This window comes from Pseudomonas saudiphocaensis (assembly GCF_000756775.1).
GTDB lineage: Bacteria > Pseudomonadota > Gammaproteobacteria > Pseudomonadales > Pseudomonadaceae > Stutzerimonas > Stutzerimonas saudiphocaensis.
In genome coordinates this window covers 3,436,214-3,452,196 of record NZ_CCSF01000001.1, presented here as the reverse complement: position 1 = coordinate 3,452,196, position 15,983 = coordinate 3,436,214, and the positions used below count along the sequence as shown (strand labels likewise).

At 64.0% G+C, this 15,983-nt stretch carries 10 protein-coding genes; 7 read left to right on the top strand and 3 right to left on the bottom strand.

Annotated features, from left to right (window positions below):
- Nucleotides 1-283 precede the first annotated feature (283 nt).
- The 3 genes from mksB (at nucleotide 284) to mksF (ending at nucleotide 5,226) form a co-directional block, all read left to right on the top strand.
- Nucleotides 284-1,525 (top strand): Mks condensin complex protein MksB, encoded by a 1,242-nt coding sequence (gene mksB / locus BN1079_RS16050; protein ID WP_052114502.1) that lies wholly within the window; start codon nucleotides 284-286, stop codon nucleotides 1,523-1,525.
- A 180-nt stretch (nucleotides 1,526-1,705) separates the two neighbouring features.
- Nucleotides 1,706-2,398: an Mks condensin complex protein MksE gene (gene mksE, locus BN1079_RS16045; protein WP_037026155.1), complete on the top strand. Its 693-nt coding sequence runs from the start codon at nucleotides 1,706-1,708 to the stop codon at nucleotides 2,396-2,398.
- Nucleotides 2,395-5,226 carry an Mks condensin complex protein MksF gene (gene mksF / locus BN1079_RS16040; RefSeq protein ID WP_037026153.1) on the top strand — a complete coding sequence of 944 codons (2,832 nt, stop codon included), beginning with the start codon at nucleotides 2,395-2,397 and terminating at the stop codon, nucleotides 5,224-5,226. Before mksE ends, mksF begins: the two co-directional genes overlap by 4 nt.
- Before the next feature lie 107 nt (nucleotides 5,227-5,333).
- On the opposite strand, the gene xerD is transcribed toward mksF, so the two are convergent.
- Complete coding sequence (gene xerD, locus BN1079_RS16035) at nucleotides 5,334-6,230, bottom strand: site-specific tyrosine recombinase XerD (protein WP_037026152.1); 897 nt, start codon at nucleotides 6,228-6,230, stop codon at nucleotides 5,334-5,336.
- A 182-nt stretch (nucleotides 6,231-6,412) separates the two neighbouring features.
- Between xerD and BN1079_RS16030 the strand changes: the two genes are divergently transcribed.
- Nucleotides 6,413-9,154 carry a cation-transporting P-type ATPase gene (locus BN1079_RS16030; RefSeq protein WP_037026151.1) on the top strand — a complete coding sequence of 914 codons (2,742 nt, stop codon included), beginning with the start codon at nucleotides 6,413-6,415 and terminating at the stop codon, nucleotides 9,152-9,154.
- Between the two features lie 180 nt (nucleotides 9,155-9,334).
- Complete coding sequence (locus BN1079_RS16025) at nucleotides 9,335-11,392, top strand: putative bifunctional diguanylate cyclase/phosphodiesterase (protein WP_037026149.1); 2,058 nt, start codon at nucleotides 9,335-9,337, stop codon at nucleotides 11,390-11,392.
- An 8-nt stretch (nucleotides 11,393-11,400) separates the two neighbouring features.
- Here the strand turns inward: BN1079_RS16025 and BN1079_RS16020 are convergent, their stop codons facing one another.
- Together BN1079_RS16020 and BN1079_RS16015 are read right to left on the bottom strand one after the other, a co-directional pair.
- On the bottom strand, nucleotides 11,401-12,285 hold the full coding sequence (locus BN1079_RS16020; protein WP_037026148.1) for a GIDE domain-containing protein: 885 nt from the start codon (nucleotides 12,283-12,285) through the stop codon (nucleotides 11,401-11,403).
- A 12-nt stretch (nucleotides 12,286-12,297) separates the two neighbouring features.
- Nucleotides 12,298-12,870, bottom strand: a complete 573-nt coding sequence (locus BN1079_RS16015) for a LemA family protein (protein WP_037026147.1) — start codon at nucleotides 12,868-12,870, stop codon at nucleotides 12,298-12,300.
- 184 nt (nucleotides 12,871-13,054) lie between these two features.
- On the opposite strand from BN1079_RS16015, the gene BN1079_RS16010 reads away from it, so the two are divergent.
- Together BN1079_RS16010 and BN1079_RS16005 are read left to right on the top strand one after the other, a co-directional pair.
- Nucleotides 13,055-14,395 (top strand): imelysin family protein, encoded by a 1,341-nt coding sequence (locus BN1079_RS16010; RefSeq protein ID WP_037026144.1) that lies wholly within the window; start codon nucleotides 13,055-13,057, stop codon nucleotides 14,393-14,395.
- Nucleotides 14,396-14,564: 169 nt separating this feature from the next.
- Nucleotides 14,565-15,980, top strand: a complete 1,416-nt coding sequence (locus BN1079_RS16005) for a di-heme oxidoreductase family protein (protein WP_037027021.1) — start codon at nucleotides 14,565-14,567, stop codon at nucleotides 15,978-15,980.
- Nucleotides 15,981-15,983 lie beyond the last annotated feature (3 nt).

The following is a 15,983-nucleotide window of genomic DNA, read 5'->3' as shown; positions in this document are numbered from 1 at the left end:
CCGTCAATCGCCGCATATCGAAAGGCCGTCGACGCATTTCGTCCGACAGAATGTCCTACGGCGACTCCGCAGCGCCGAATTCAGTCGGCCAAATATCCTGCAAAGCCGCGTCAGTTCAGCGCTACAAGCCGCCGCCGAACAGCTAACCCAGCGCGGATGACAACCAGGTGACTGTGCCCACATTTGCGACATTTACGAACGGCACCGATCGTCTGATCGCAAATACCGGCGCGCCAATGCAGTACAATTCGCCCCTTTTTCACTGGCTGGAACCGGCGCCTCGATGATCGAACCCAAGCGCGTATTGCGTGCCCTTGCCGAACACTGGACCCTGCTCGAACCGCTGTGCGAACGCTTCGATGCCGGCACCCTGAGCCTGATGGAACTGCGCCACCAGCTCGCCGCGCAATTGCCCGAAGGCACGCCGACCGATATCACCGCCCTGCTCGACCAGTGGATCCGCCTGGATATCCTGGTGCCGGTGGCCAAGAGCCCCAACCGCTTCGAGCTGAATGCACAAATCCACGACTTCCTCGCCTACCTGCGCCGCGAGCATCGCCTCGGCCTGTGTCTGGAGATCGAGGCCTACCTGCGCCATCTGGAACGCCTGGCCGGGCATATTCTCGATGCCTTCGAGATCCGCGACGGCAATGACCTCGCCCGCCAGCTGCGCCTGCTTGACATGCGCGTGCGCGACGTCCTGAAGAAGCTCGACAACGACGAGCAGGCGCTGGTGGCCGTGGCCGACCGAGCCAAGACCAGCGACCGTCAGATTCCGCTGCGCCAGCGCTACGCCGAGGTCCTCGCCACCTGGGACGAATACGTCGAGCCGATGATCCAGCTGGTCGCCGCCGACGGCGCCTTCGAGCAGGGCGTGCACCGCGTCGAGCAGGTGCTGATGAAGCTGCTCGGCGAACAGCAGCGCCTCGGCCAGTTGGTGGACGACGACCTACTGCTGCGCACCCACGCGCGCATCTTGGAGATGCAGACCACCGCCCAGCTGACCCTGCGCAAGGCCCGCGAGCTGTTGCTGCCGCTGCGCGAGGAGGCCCGCCGGCACAACGCCGTGACCCGGGGCGCGGCGCTGGCACTGTCGGCGATCCGCAAGAAAGGCCTGGACGCCGTGCCGCAAGCCTCGCTGCCGCTGTTCACCCGGCCGCAGACGACCTTCCTCGGCACGGCCAGCCAGGTCGAGGCGTATGTCTATGCCCTGGCCCGCTTCGAACCCAAGCCGGCGCAGTTCCCCCGTGCTGGCAGCAAACGCAGGACCGACGCGCCGCGCACCCCGCGCACCGCTCGCGAAATGGTCGAACGCTGCCAGCAGGCACTGCCACTGCCGGACCTGATGGCCTGGCTGCTGGAACAGGAGCCGGAGGGCGCCACTGATGAATTGCTTTATTGGTTCTCCCGCCTGTCGCGCGACGGCCGCTTCCAGCGCGACCGCCTGGAACGCCGCGAATACCTGACCCGCGAACACCGCGTCAGCCTCAGCTCCTTTGCGCTGGTGGCCAATGCAGATGGTTGAGCCAACCCTGTCGCCTACGGGAGCCGGTGGAAAATGCTTCGCAGTTTTCCACCCTACGTTGGCGGCCAAGCACGACGTAGGGTGGACAACGCGAAGCTTGTCCACCTTTGCCAACACCGAACTCTCCGGTGGAAAAGCCTCTGGCGTTTTCCACCCTACGATTGCCTGTGAGCCACGTTTATGAACATCGACCTCAAGGAAATGACCCAGCTGGCGCCGATCTTCCGCGAGCTGTTCAAGGGCTATCACCTTTCGCGCAGCGAACCTGAGCCCTACGCGCAGCTGTCCAACCTGCAGGACCAGTACCGCGCGCTGTTCAAGGCGCTGGGCTTCGAGCTGGTCTGTGACCCACGCGGCTTCTATTACTTCGTGCCCGAGCAGATGGGCGCGCAGGTGAACAAGACCGCCCAGCGCCTGGCGCTGTTCACCTTCATCCTGGTCGAGCACCTGGCCGACCAGGGCCGCGATCCGCTGGCCGTGCTCGACGGCGGCAGCCTGGGCCGCGACGAGCTGCCAGCACTGCTGGACAAGTACCGCGATCTCTTCCAGCAAGCCGAAGTCACCACCCAGGACGAGCTGGAAGAAAAGATCATCCGCCGCCTGACGCAACTCGGTTTCGCCGAGGACAGCAACGGCGTCTACCGCTTCCTGCCGCCCATGCACCGCTTCCTCGACGTCTGCCTGTCGGTGCAGCAGGACCGCGATCTGGCCGCAAGCCTGCACAGCAGCGACCTGCCATTGCCGGCTCCGGAGCTGATCGCCGAAGACGACAGCGAGGATGACGACATCATCCTTATCGAAGAAACCACCGAAGAATCCGAAGAAGACGCCCTGTCCCGCGCCATCGCCGCAGAAAAGGAGCTTGAAGCATGAGCCAGGAACGCTACGGCATCCGCCGCTTCGCCCTGCTGAACACCGCCGGCTACAGCCTCGGCATCTTCCCGCTGGAGAATCCGCTGTCGGTCTATGGCGCCAACAACCTGGGCAAGTCCGCCTCGATCAACGCGCTGCAGTTCCCGATCCTGGCGCGCATGTCGGACATGAGCTTCGGCAAGTACAGCCTGGAGCAGTCGCGCAAGTTCTACTTCGCCTCGGACACCAGCTACATCCTCGTCGAGGTGATGCTGCCCCACGGCCCGCACGTGATCGGCGTGGCCGGGCGTGGCCCAGGCGGCGGCTTCGGCCACCAGTTCTTCGTCTACCAGGGCTCGCTGGATCTGGACCACTACCAGCAGAACGGCACCTGCCTGCGCCAGCGTGAGCTGTTCGCCAACCTCGAGCGCGCCGGCATCAAGGCCTACGAGGCCAAGCCGGACGAGCTGCGCCGGTTGCTGGTGGGCGGCCACACGTCAATCCCGCTGGACATGACGCTGATCCCGCTGCGCTCGACCAGCGAGCAGAGCCTAAAGACCTTCCGCGCGCTGTTTATCAACCTGCTGCACATGCGCGAGATCACCGCCGCCAAGCTCAAGCAGCTGTTCCTCGACGCCTTCGAGCACAGCCTGCGTTCGGGCAGCGTCGACTACATCGCCGCCACCGAGGAAGCCTTCCGCGACGTGCGCCGCATGGAACAGGATTATCAGGCGCTGGTCGCTGCCGGCCCGCTGGTCGAAGCCCTGGCCGCCGGCGTCGCCCAGCGCGAGCTACTGCGTGGCAAGCTGCATCGCCTCTCGCCGCTGCTGGATAACCTGCTGGGCACCTGGCACGACTACGCCGATGCGCGCAAGGAAGAGCTGGTGATCCAGGCCGATCACTACCGGCGCGAGCAGGACGGCCTGCAGAACGAGCAGCGCGGCAGTACCTCCGAGCTGATGCGCCTGGAACGCGAGATCAGTGAAATCCAGCGCTGGCTGGGCGAGCTGGCGGTGCTGAAGAACCGCTTCGCCCTGGTCGAGGATGCCCATGTGCTGGAGCAGCAGCTGCTCGCCGCCAAGGACGCCCACGATGAGCTGGCCGGCGCCCTGGCGCAGTCACGGCAGTTCTCCAGCGAGGATCTGGACGAGCGCCTGCGTGATCTGGAGAAACGCCTGAAGTCGGTGAAGCAGCAGCTCGACCACGCCGACAACAACAGCTATTCGCGGCTGCGCGAGGAATTCTCCCAGGCCGACGTCGACCGCCTGATGCGCCTGTTCAACGGCCAGCTGTTCAGCCTGCCGCTGGGAGAGAAAGGCATCAGCGCCGAGGGCGACGACTGGGTCAAGGCGGTAGAAGCCGTGCTGGATCGCTTCAAGGGCGACACCTTCTCGGTGCCGGGGCTGTCCATCGACCTCTCGCACATCGAGCCGCCGGCGCTGCAGGCGCTGGCCGACCGCGCCGCCCTGCGCGACCAGAAGGACCGTCTGGAGCGCGAACTCAAGCAGCTCAAGACTCAGCACGCGGTAGCCGTAGACCGTAATGCGAGCAAAGCCCAGGCCGAAGCGCTCTACCAGCAGGTGCTGGATGCGCAGAAGGCGCTGGAGGACTTCCGCCGCAGCCAGACCCTGGCCGCCGAGGAGCCGGCCAAGTTGGAACAGCTGGCCCAGGCCGAAGCCGCCCAGGACGAACTCAAGCGCACCAGCGATGCCTTCGCCGAGCGCGTCCAGCACCTGTCCGCCAAGCTGCAGCTGGTCGGTCGCCAACTGGCCGATCTGGAAGCCAAGGAACGCACCCTGGAAGACGCCCTGCGTCGGCGCCAGCTGCTGCCGGCCAACCTGCCCTTCGGTACGCCCTTCATGGACCCGGTGGACGATTCGCTGGACAACCTCCTACCGCTGCTGCACGACTACCAAGACAGCTGGCAGGCGCTGCAGCGCGTCGACGGCCAGATCGAGGCGCTCTACGCCCAGGTGCGCCTGAAGGGCGTGGCCAAGTTCGACAGCGAGGAAGACCCCGAGCGCCGCCTGCAACTCCTTGTCAACGCCTACGCCCACCGCCAGGATGAGGCGCTGACGCTGGCCAAGGCCCGCCGCGCGGCGGTCACCGACATCGCACGGACCCTGCGCAACATCCGCAGCGACTACGAAAGCCTCGAGCACCAGCTGGCGCTGTTCAACCGCGAGATCAACAAGCGCCAGGTGTCGAACCTGGAAAGCTTCCGCATCGTGCTGGCGCCGAACAAGGAGGCGCTCAAGCACATCGACCAGATCATCCACAGTGCCGGCCAATATGAAGAAGGCGAGACGCTGTCGGTGTTCGACCTGTCGCAATCGGCCGAGCAGGACGCGAAGAACGAGGAGGCCAAGGAATACCTGGCGCGCCTGGTGGCGGCGAACAGCAACCAGCTGGGTCTCAAGGACCTCTTCGAGCTGGCGTTCGAGATCACCAAGGTCGGTGGCCAGCCGGTGATCCACACCGACATCGACGGTGCGGCCTCCAACGGCACCACCATGACCATCAAGGCGCTGACCAACATGTACCTGCTGCTGCACCTGATGGACCGCGAGCAGGCTGGACGCATCCGCCTGCCCTACTACCTCGACGAGGCCGCGGACATCGACGAGCGCAACCAGCAGGCGCTGATCGAGACCAGTCTGCAGCTGGGTTTCGTGCCGATCCTCGCCTCGGTCAAGCCGCAGGTCTCCGCCCACGTCGCCATCGACCTGGAAGGCGGCAGTGGACCAGCCGGCATCTATATCGACGAGGCGGACTGGAAGTTCATAGAGCGCCGGGACACCGCAGTCTCGACCAGCCAGAAGTCGATGGCTACTGCCGAACCTGCCTGAGTCTTGGGGCCGGGGTCAGTGCCCTCTGTAAGCGGCTGTAAGTATTGCGAGCAGCTAACAGGGACCTCTGGTCCCATTCGGCGCAAGGGCGCACCCACAAAAGCGGCTCACCCCCGCGGATGATGCTTGGCGTGCAGCTCCTGCAAGCGCGCCCGGGCGATATGGGTGTAGATCTGCGTCGTCGACAGATCGGTATGACCGAGCAGCAACTGCACGGTGCGCAGATCGGCACCGTGGTTGAGCAGGTGCGTGGCAAAGGCATGACGCAGCGTGTGCGGCGAAATCGATGAGGCGATTCCCGCAGTCCTGGCATGCAGCTTGATCCGATGCCAGAAGGTCTGGCGCGTCATCTGCTCGCCACGCCGGCTGGGAAACACCACGTCACTGGCCTTGTCGCCCAGCAGCAGTCCGCGCCCCTGTCGCAGGTATCGTTCGAACCAGTGCATGGCCTCGTCGCCCAGCGGCACCAGCCGTTCCTTGTTGCCCTTGCCGAAGGTGCGCAACACGCCCTGGCGGGGGTTGATCTGCTCCAGACGCAGGCTGACCAGCTCGGTTACACGCAGGCCAGTGGCATAAAGCACTTCCAGCATCGCGCGGTCACGCAGCCCCAACGGATCACCGATATCCGGCGCCGCCAACAGCGCTTCCACATCGGCCTCGGACAGGGCCTTGGGCAGCGGACGGCCCAGACGCGGCATTTCTACCCGCAGCGTGGGGTCGACCTCGATCAGTCCTTCGCGCAGCAGGAAGCGGTAGAAACCCCGCAGCCCGGACAGCAGCCGCGCAGTCGAGCGTGCCTTGTAGTCGTTGGCCAGGCGCCAGGCCAGGTGATCGAGAATTACCTCGCGGCCTGCCTCGGCCAGCCGCACCCCGCGCTCGTCGAGCCAGCCGTTGAACAGCGCCAGATCACTGCGATAGGCCTCGCGGGTATTGTCCGACAGACCCTTTTCCAGCCAGAGGGCATCGAGGAAGCGGTCAATCAGGGGATCATCGAGAGCAGGCATGGGCATCCATCGGCGCAATGGGCCGCCTAGTCTTCCACAAGCGCCCTCTCAAGCAAGTTTTTTGTTTACGACTACAAAGGCAACTGCCCCGGAAATCATCCGTTTTCTGCTTGAAGTCAATGCTTCCCGGAACCGCTTGGCTAGGCTCATACAACCAGCCTGCCGCAAACGAGGAAGTCACGATGAGCCACCGCTCAGACACCAAAACCAGCGCACAGGACCAGCCGGCCTGGCACACAATGGAGGCGGTTGAGGTCGAGCAGCGCTTGCAATCGGCTGCGGCAGGCCTGAGCGAAGCGGAGGCCGTAGCACGGCGCAGCGTATACGGTGAAAACCGCCTGGCGCCGCCGAAGACTCGCGGCCCCCTGATGCGCCTGCTGGCGCAGTTTCACAACATCCTGCTCTACGTGATGCTCGCCAGCGCAGTGGTCACCGCTGCGCTCGGTCACTGGGTCGATACCGGCGTGCTGCTGGGCGCGGTGGTGATCAATGCCATCATAGGCTTTATCCAGGAAGGCAAGGCCGAAGCCGCGCTGGTCGCCATTCGCGCAATGTTGCCGACCCACGCCACGGTAATTCGCGGCGGCAGCCGGCGACAGATCGATGCCAGCGAGCTGGTACCCGGTGACCGTGTGCTGCTGGCGTCCGGTGATCGCGTACCGGCGGACCTGCGCCTGATCACGGTGAAGGAGCTGCGCGTGGACGAGGCGGCGTTGACCGGCGAATCGTTGCCCGTGGACAAGACGGTTGATCCCGTTGCCGAACACGCCGCTCTGGGTGATCGCCACGGCATGGCCTATTCCGGGACCCTGGTGGTGTTCGGCCAGGCCACCGGCATCGTCGTCGCTACCGGCGCCGCCACCGAGCTGGGCAGGATCAACCAGATGCTCAGCGGCATTCGCCAGCTGGCCACGCCGCTGCTGCGCCAGGTGGATCGCTTCGGTCGCATCCTGGCGCTGGTGATCCTCGCCCTGTGCGCCGCCACCTTCATGCTCGGCACACTCTGGCGCGGGCACCCGGCCGCAGAGATGTTCATGATGGCCATCGCCCTGGCTGCCTCGGCGATTCCCGAGGGTCTGCCGGCGATCATGACCGTTACCCTGGCGCTCGGTGTGCAGCGCATGGCCCGACGCAACGCCATCGTTCGACGCCTGCCCGCGGTGGAAACCCTGGGTTCGGTGACGGTGATCTGCTCGGACAAGACCGGCACCCTCACCCGCAACGAGATGACCGTGCAGCGTGTGGTCTGCGCCGAGCAGCACTTCGAGGTCAGCGGCGTCGGCTATGCACCGCAGGGCGAATGCAACCTCGGCGGCCAGCCGGTCGCCCCCGAGCAATATCCGCCGCTGGCGCTGGCGATCCGCAGCGGCGTGCTCTGCAACGATGCCCGGCTGCACGAAGAAAACGGCCAGTGGCACATCGACGGTGATCCCACCGAAGGCGCGCTGCTGGTATTGGGCGGCAAGACCGGACTGACCGCGAAGCTCGCCGCTGAAGCCTGGCCGCGCCTGGATTCGATCCCCTTCGAATCGCAGCACTGCTTTATGGCGACCTATCACCAGGACCAGGACGGTGCACCCTGGATTTTCGTCAAGGGGGCGCCCGAGCGCGTCATGGACATGTGCGATCGTCAGCTGAGCACAACCGGCGACCAGCCGCTCGACCCCGACTACTGGCGGCGCATGGCCACCGACATCGCCGCGCGCGGCTTGCGCCTGCTGGCGCTGGGTTACAAACAGGCGCGACCGCTGCATGGCCAACTCGGCATGGAGGATATGCAGTCCGGTTATTGCCTGCTGGCGCTGGTGGGCATCATCGACCCGCCGCGTGAGGAGGCCATTGCCGCCGTTGCCGACTGCCACCGTGCCGGCATCCAGGTGAAGATGATCACCGGCGACCATGCCGAGACGGCCCGCGCCATTGGCGCGGCGCTGGATATCGGCATCGGCAAGCCGGCCATCACCGGCGCCGAAGTCGCCCTGATGGACGACGCCAGCCTGCGCCAGGCAGTGCAGAACGTGGACGTCTTCGCCCGTGCCAGCCCCGAACACAAGTTGCGCCTGGTGCAAGCGCTGCAGGACTCGGGTCAGGTGGTGGCCATGACCGGCGATGGGGTCAACGATGCCCCGGCGCTAAAGCGGGCCGATGTCGGCATCGCCATGGGTCTGAAGGGCACCGAGGCGGCCAAGGAAGCCTCCGACATGGTGTTGGCCGATGACAACTTCGCCACCATCGCCACGGCGGTGCGCGAAGGCCGTGCAGTCTACGACAACCTGAAGAAGTTCATTCTCTTCATGCTGCCCACCAATGGCGGCGAGGCGCTGGTGATCATCGCTGCCATTCTGTTCGAGCTGACCCTGCCGCTGACCCCGGCGCAGGTGCTGTGGATCAATATGGTGACCTCCGGCACCCTGGGCCTGGCACTGGCCTTCGAGCCCGCCGAGCGCGGCATCATGACCCGCCGCCCGCGCCCACCGGGGCAAGCGCTGCTCTCGGGCTTCTTCGTCTGGCGAGTGCTGATGGTCTCGGTACTGATGATGACGGGCGCCCTTGGCCTGTTTCTCTGGGAAATGAACACCACAGGCGATCTGCAAACCGCGCGCACCCTGGCGGTCAACGCGGTGGTCATGGCCGAGATGTTCTACCTGCTCAACAGCCGCTCGATCTTCGCTCCGGTGGTCAACCGCGCCGGCCTCACCGGCAATCCCTATGTGCTGCTGGCCATCGGCACTTGCGTGCTGCTGCAGCTGTCCTTCACCTATACGCCGCTGATGCAGGACCTGTTCGGCTCGACCGCACTGACTCCCGTGGAGTGGCTAAAGGTAATCGGCGCCGGGTTGCTGGTGTTCTTCGTCGCCGAACTGGAGAAGGTTGTGATGCGCCGCACGTCGCTGGCGTCCAGCGACTGCAGCAGCGCCTACTGAATGATGGGCATTTGCCATATCCCGCTCCGGCATGCCACGCTTCTGCTACTGTCAATGCAGGTCATGAAGCGTTGGAAGAGGTGCGAGGCAGGCGAGGCGAGCCTCCTTTAACGACACATTGCCCAAGCAGGTGGCTTTTCAACGGCCAGACGAGTACCGGCCCGGAAAAAGGATTCTCTCTTGACCGAACTGCGCAACAGACTCTCGCGAAAACTGCTACGTGTGGTCTTGCTGTCGGCGCTGGCCGTCGGGCTGGTGCTGAGTTGTGTACAGATCGTTTTTGACGCCTATAAAACCCACCAGCTGATCGAAGCCGACGCACAGCGCATCCTGCGCATGAGTCGCGACCCCTCCACCCAGGCGATCTACAGCCTGGACCGGGAAATGGGCAGGCAGGTCATGGAGGGCCTGTTTCAGCACGAGTCGATTCGCACGGCCTTCATCGGTCACGCTGACGATGATCCCCTGGCCTACAAGACCCGCCCACCGATAGAGGCGTCAACACGCTGGCTGACTGACATGATCCTGGGGCAGGAGCGGGAGTTTTCCGTCTCGCTGGTGGGCCGCCCGCCAGCCAGCGAGCACTACGGCGACCTGCATATCACCCTCGATACAGCACCCTACGGCCAGACACTCGTTGAAAATTCTGTGTTGCTGTTCTGCCTCGGCCTGCTGCGTGCCGCGACGCTGGGCCTGGTGCTTTACCTGATCTACGAGTGGCTGCTGACGCGACCACTGACCAAGATCGTCGAGCATCTGGCGCGCATCAACCCCGACCATCCGGGTGAATACAAACTGCCGATGCTCAAGGGCCACGAGAAAAATGAGTTGGGGCTGTGGGTGGAAACCGCCAACGGGCTGCTCTCGGCTATCGAACACAACATGCGATTGCGCCACGCGGCCGAAAGCAGCCTGCAGCGTATGGCGCATTATGACCTTCTTACCGGCCTACCCAACCGCCTGCAGTTGCAGCAGCAGCTTGGCCATATCCTCAGCGAAGCCGATCGGCTGCAACGGCCGGTAGCGGTGCTGTGCCTGGGGCTGGACGACTTCAAGAGCATCAATGAGCAACACAGTTACCAGAGCGGCGACAAGTTGCTGATTGCCATGGCCGATCGCCTGCGCAAGCTGAGCGGCCAGACCAGTGCGCTGGCGCGCCTTGGTGGCGACCAGTTCGTGCTGGTGATGACCGGTTTCAAGCAACCTGACGCAGTCGCCGAACTGGCGCAGACAATCCTCGACAACCTGGACACCCCGTTCATCCTCGACCAGAAGCCGATCCGCTTACGCGCCACCATCGGCATCACGCTCTACCCCGAAGACGGCAACAGCACGGAGAAGCTGCTGCAGAAAGCCGAGCAGACCATGACGCTGGCGAAGAGCCGTTCGCGCAACCGCTACCAGTTCTACATTGCCAGCATCGACAGCGAGATGCGCGAGCGTCGCGAACTGCAGAAGGACCTGGCCGAGGCCGTCAAACGCGGCGAATTTCATCTGGTCTACCAGCCGCAGGTCGATTATCGCCTCAAGCGCATCACCGGCGTCGAAGCCCTGTTGCGCTGGTCGCACCCAAGCGGCAAGTTCATTCCACCGGATGTCTTCATTCCACTCGCCGAGCAGAGCGGCAGCATCATTGCCATCGGCGAGTGGGTCTTGGACCGGGCCTGCCGGCAACTGCAGGAATGGCATCAGCTGGGCTTCAGCGATCTGCGCATGGCGGTCAATTTGTCTGCCGTGCAGCTACACCATGCCGAACTGCCGGGAACCATCCGCGGGCTGCTGGAAAACTATGGCCTGCCGGCCGAGAGCCTTGAGCTGGAAGTGACCGAAACCGGGCTGATGGAGGATATTGTCGCGGCCAGCCACAACCTGCATAGCCTGCGCCGCTCGGGAGCACTGATCGCCATCGACGACTTCGGCACTGGCTACTCTTCCCTCAGCTATTTGAAGAATCTGCCGCTGGACAAGATCAAGATCGACAAGAGTTTCGTGCGTGACATGGGCACCGACGAGGGCGATGCAACCATCGTCCGGGCCATTATCCAGCTGGGCAAAAGCCTGGGCATGCTGGTCATTGCCGAAGGTGTGGAAACGGCAGAGCAGGAACGCTATCTCATCGAAGAAGGTTGCAACGAAGGCCAGGGCTACCACTACAGCAAGCCGCTGCCTGCAACAGAGCTGCTCGGCCTGTTGCAGCACTCATTCTTCGAACAACCCGTCAATCCCGAAATGCTGTGAGTCGCTGCTCAGGCCAGCCTGGAAGCCAGGAGCAGTGCGCCGCACAGGCACAGCAAGGCACCGCCAGAAGCCTGCCAACGATAGCGCCGCGCCAGAACTTCCTCGCCATGGCTGGATAACACGAACGGCTGGCGCTGCGCCGGGCGCGCCAAACGGTGTTGCGCGGGGCGGGTGCTGGCCAGACGGTGACGATCCTCGGCTTCAAGTCTCGCGGCCAGGCGCACGCGCTGCCATTCGGCCAGGTCGAGCTGGCCGTCACCGTTGCTGTCGAAACGTTTCAGCAGGCCGGCGTAATCGCCCTTCCACTCCCGGAGAATCTGCATCTTGGAGGCCTGCCGATCGAAGCCCTGCCGGCCGCCACCTACGGTGGAGAAATCACCGATGGCGTACAGCGGCTCACCGGCGTGCAGACGTTCCTCGGTGTAACGATAGCGGCGTCCGCCGGTGAGCCAGGCCAGCACGCCCGTCGGCGGCAGCCCCCTGGGATGGCGCAGATTGCCGCTCCAGCGCTGACGCCGCGCAGGCCACACTTCGGCGCCGCGCGGATCAATCAGGCATTCGCCCGTGGCATCGGCCAGGCGCAACGGGCGTTCGCTGCTGCCCTGCTCGAGGACGCGCCAGCTGCTCTGCTTGCCGTTGGAGTGATATTCCTCGATGCGATAGCGCCACCAAAGACAGGGGCTGCCGGTCAGTGGTCCCTGAAGCGGCGGAACCTCGGCAAGCTCATGAAGAATACCGCTCAGCTCGACATAACCCTGCGCCGCCGAGCGAATTCGTGAAGTGGGCGTATCCAGCAAATGGCGCACCTTCGACCAGCGGCTTACCCAAAGCCAGCCACCGGCCAGACATATCGCCACACCGAACCCCACCAGCAGCAGCTCTCCGCTGTCCATGCCCGCTTCTGCCTAGCCGAACAGCGTCTTGAGATCGACGTCGGCCTTTTCCGTCTCGCTGAACTGCAGCAGCTCTGCCGAACCGAAGCCGAACGCCCGCGCCAGCAGCACATCAGGGAACTGCTCGATGCGCACGTTGTTCAGGTTGACCGATTCGTTGTACAGCTCGCGGCGGTCGGCGATGCCGCTTTCCAGGCCACTGATGCGCTGCTGCAGGTGGCGAAAGCTCTCGTTGGCGCGTAGCTCCGGGTAGTTTTCGGCCAAGGCGAACAGGCGACCAAGCCCGGCCCGAAGTCCCGTTTCCGCCTGCCCCAGAGCACTGATATCCCCTTGCTGACGCGCATCGGAAACGGCGTTGCGGGCGCTGATCACCTGCTCCAGCGTGCTGCGCTCGTGCTGCATGTACTGTTTGCAGGTCTCGACCAGCTTGGGCAACTCCTCATGGCGCTGGCGCAGCAGCACATCGATATTGGCCCAGGCCTTGCCGACGCCATGCTTCAGGCGCACCAGGCCGTTATAAAGGATCACCGCATACGCGGCAGCGAGAAACAGCACAACCAACACGACTACTGCGCTCAGGCTCATCAGGCTTCTCCATGAAGTCCGGATTTGAAAGACGAGCATTCTAGCGGCGTCGGCCAAAGCGAAACGATGCGCGAAGCACAGCACGCAATTTCTTTGTACAAAATGAAAATCTTTCGCATTATGATCGGCTTCCGATGGTCATATTGCGAACATCGAGCCCCTACCGCAAGCAAAGGAACCCGCCATGCTACGTACTCCTCTCTGGGCCACCGCCAGCCTCCTGGCTGTCGCTATTTCACTCGCAGGTTGCGGCGACGACAAAGCGCCAGCCCAACAGGCTGCCACGCCGCCCACGACGTCCCAGAGCGAGCCCGCGGCAAAGGCGGCCAAGGCCCTGAACGAGGAAGCAGCACAGGCGGTGGTCAGCCATTACGCTGACCTCGCCCATGCGATCTTCAGGGATGCCCACAGCACCGCCGTGCAACTGCAGAAAGCCATCGATGCCCTGCTCGCCAGCCCCAGCGATGAAACGCTGCAGGCTGCAAAGGACGCCTGGCTGGCCGCACGCGTGCCCTACATGCAGACCGAGGTGTTCCGTTTCGGCAACCCGGTTGTGGATGATTGGGAAGGTCAGGTCAACGCCTGGCCGCTGGATGAAGGCATGATCGACTATGTCGAGGGTGACTATCAGCACGCCTTGGGCAACCCCGGCGCCACCGCCAACATCATCGCCAACCAGCAGCTGCAGATCGGCGAAGACACCCTTGACGTGAGCGAGATCACCGGCGAACTGCTCGCCAGCCTGAACGAGCTGGCCGGCTCCGAAGCCAACGTCGCCACTGGCTACCACGCCATCGAATTTCTGCTCTGGGGCCAGGACCTGAACGGCACCGAAGCCGGTGCCGGCAACCGCCCAGCCAGCGACTACCTCGAAGGCGAAGGCTGCACTGGCGACAATTGCGACCGCCGCCGCACCTACCTCAAGGCCGTTACCGAACTGCTGGTCAGTGACCTCGAAGAGATGGTTGCCGAATGGGCTCCGAACACCGCCGGCAACTACCGCGCCAGTCTGGAGAGCGAGCCTGCCGAAAACGGCCTGCGCAAAATGCTGTTCGGCATGGGCAGCCTGTCCCTCGGCGAACTGGCCGGCGAGCGCATGAAGGTCGCCCTGGAAGCCAACTCGCCGGAAGACGAGCACGATTGCTTCAGCGACAACACCCACAACTCCCACTACTACAACGCTCGCGGCATCCGCAACGTTTACCTTGGCGAATACCAGCGGGTCGACGGCAGCCTGCTTAGCGGCCCGAGCCTCGCCTCGCTGGTCGACGGCATAGACCCGGAGGTGAACTCCACGCTGAAGACCGATCTGGAAACCACCGATGCCAAGCTGCAGGTGCTGGTGGTCAGCGCAGAGAACGGCGAAGCCTTCGACCAACTGATCGCGCCGGACAACAGCGAAGGCCAGGACAAGGTCCGTGCTGCCATTGCCGCTCTGGTGCAGCAGACCGCATCCATCGAGAAGGCCGCAGCCGCGCTCGGTATCAGCGACCTGAACCCCGATACTGCCGATCACGAGTTCTGATCCTATTCTGCATCCGGAAGGGCGGCGCAATGCCGCCCTCTCTGTCTTTCTTGCCGCACCAGCTCTACAAGCAAACCCCCATTCGCCCGCGCCGCTTAAATGCAAATCCCTCTTATTCAGATTTGAGTGAGCTGCTAGAATGCCGGCCTTCAAGGCCCAGGATCTCCCGATGCACCCGCTCTTTCGCTCCACTGCCGCCCTGCTTCTGGCGCTGGGTCTTGTCGCCTGTGAAGAGCAGACGCCGCACTTCGAGCAAGCTGAGCCCGGGGAAGCGCTCTCAGCGGGCAGCGCCACGGTGATGAAGTTCGACCAGAACGCCTTCTCCATGCCATCGGCCAACCTTTCGCCAGTGCGGCGGCTGGACTTCAGCGTCGGCAACAGTTTCTTCAGAAACCCCTGGGTCATCGCGCCCGCTTCAACCACCGCTCGCGACGGTCTGGGCCCGCTGCTCAATACCAATGCCTGCCAGAACTGCCACATCAAGGACGGCCGCGGCCATCCAGCGCAGGCCGGCAGTGGCAATGCCGTCTCCATGCTGGTGCGGCTGTCGATTCCCGCCGGCCCGGAACACGCTAAAGTGCTCAGGCAGCGTGGCATTGCACCGGAACCTGTCTATGGCGGCCAGTTACAGGACATGGCGATCCCTGGTGTGGTACCGGAGGGCAAGGTCCGCCTCAGCTATGGCACCCATACGCAGCGCTTCGCCGACGGCTTCGAAGTGGAGTTACGCACCCCGCAGCTGGAAATCAGCGAGCCCGGCTACGGCCCGCTGCACCCCGACACCCAGTTTTCCATTCGTGTAGCGCCGCAAATGATCGGCCTCGGTCTGCTGGAAGCCATCCCCGAGGCTGCTCTGCTGGACAACGCCGACCCCGACGACCTGGATGGCGACGGCATTTCCGGTCGCCCAAACCGGGTCTACGATCAGCTCACGGGGGAGACGGTGGTCGGGCGCTTTGGCTGGAAAGCTGGCCAACCGAATCTCGCCCAGCAGAATGCCGACGCTTTCTTCAACGACATGGGCCTGAGCAGCAGCCTGTTCAGCGGCAGCAACTGCACCGAGCAGCAGGCCGGGTGCCGCGCCTTGCCTGACGGCGGTGAGCCGGAAGTCAGCGACCACATCCTCGCCCAGGTCACTTTCTATACCCGCAACCTCGGCGTACCGGCCCGGCGTAACGTGGACGACCCTCAAGTCCTGGCTGGCAAGGCTCTATTCCACCAGGCCGGCTGCCAAAGCTGCCACACCCCGACATTTACCACCGGCGAGGCCGAAGAGCCGGAACTGGCCCACCAACTGATCCGCCCCTATACCGATCTGCTGCTGCACGACATGGGCGAAGGTCTGGCCGACAACCGACCGGAATTCGAAGCCAGCGGCAGCGAATGGCGCACGCCGCCGCTCTGGGGAATCGGCCTGACGCAAGCGGTCAGCGGCCATACCCAGTTCCTCCATGACGGACGCGCGCGCAACCTGCTTGAAGCCGTGCTCTGGCATGGCGGTGAAGCCGAACGCTCGCGGCAGCTGGTACTCGGCTTCAACGCCGAACAGCGTAACGCCTTGCTTGCCTTTCTCGAGTCGCTCTGATGC

Bases quoted from the DNA above. Each gene is read 5' to 3' on its own strand.
- mksB (WP_052114502.1), top strand. From the start codon at position 284: ATGATCGAACCCAAGCGCGTATTGCGTGCCCTTGCCGAACACTGGACC.
- mksE (WP_037026155.1), top strand. From the start codon at position 1,706: ATGAACATCGACCTCAAGGAAATGACCCAGCTGGCGCCGATCTTCCGC.
- mksF (WP_037026153.1), top strand. From the start codon at position 2,395: ATGAGCCAGGAACGCTACGGCATCCGCCGCTTCGCCCTGCTGAACACC.
- xerD (WP_037026152.1), bottom strand. From the start codon at position 6,230: ATGCCTGCTCTCGATGATCCCCTGATTGACCGCTTCCTCGATGCCCTC.
- BN1079_RS16030 (WP_037026151.1), top strand. From the start codon at position 6,413: ATGAGCCACCGCTCAGACACCAAAACCAGCGCACAGGACCAGCCGGCC.
- BN1079_RS16020 (WP_037026148.1), bottom strand. From the start codon at position 12,285: ATGGACAGCGGAGAGCTGCTGCTGGTGGGGTTCGGTGTGGCGATATGT.
- BN1079_RS16015 (WP_037026147.1), bottom strand. From the start codon at position 12,870: ATGAGCCTGAGCGCAGTAGTCGTGTTGGTTGTGCTGTTTCTCGCTGCC.
- BN1079_RS16010 (WP_037026144.1), top strand. From the start codon at position 13,055: ATGCTACGTACTCCTCTCTGGGCCACCGCCAGCCTCCTGGCTGTCGCT.
- BN1079_RS16005 (WP_037027021.1), top strand. From the start codon at position 14,565: ATGCACCCGCTCTTTCGCTCCACTGCCGCCCTGCTTCTGGCGCTGGGT.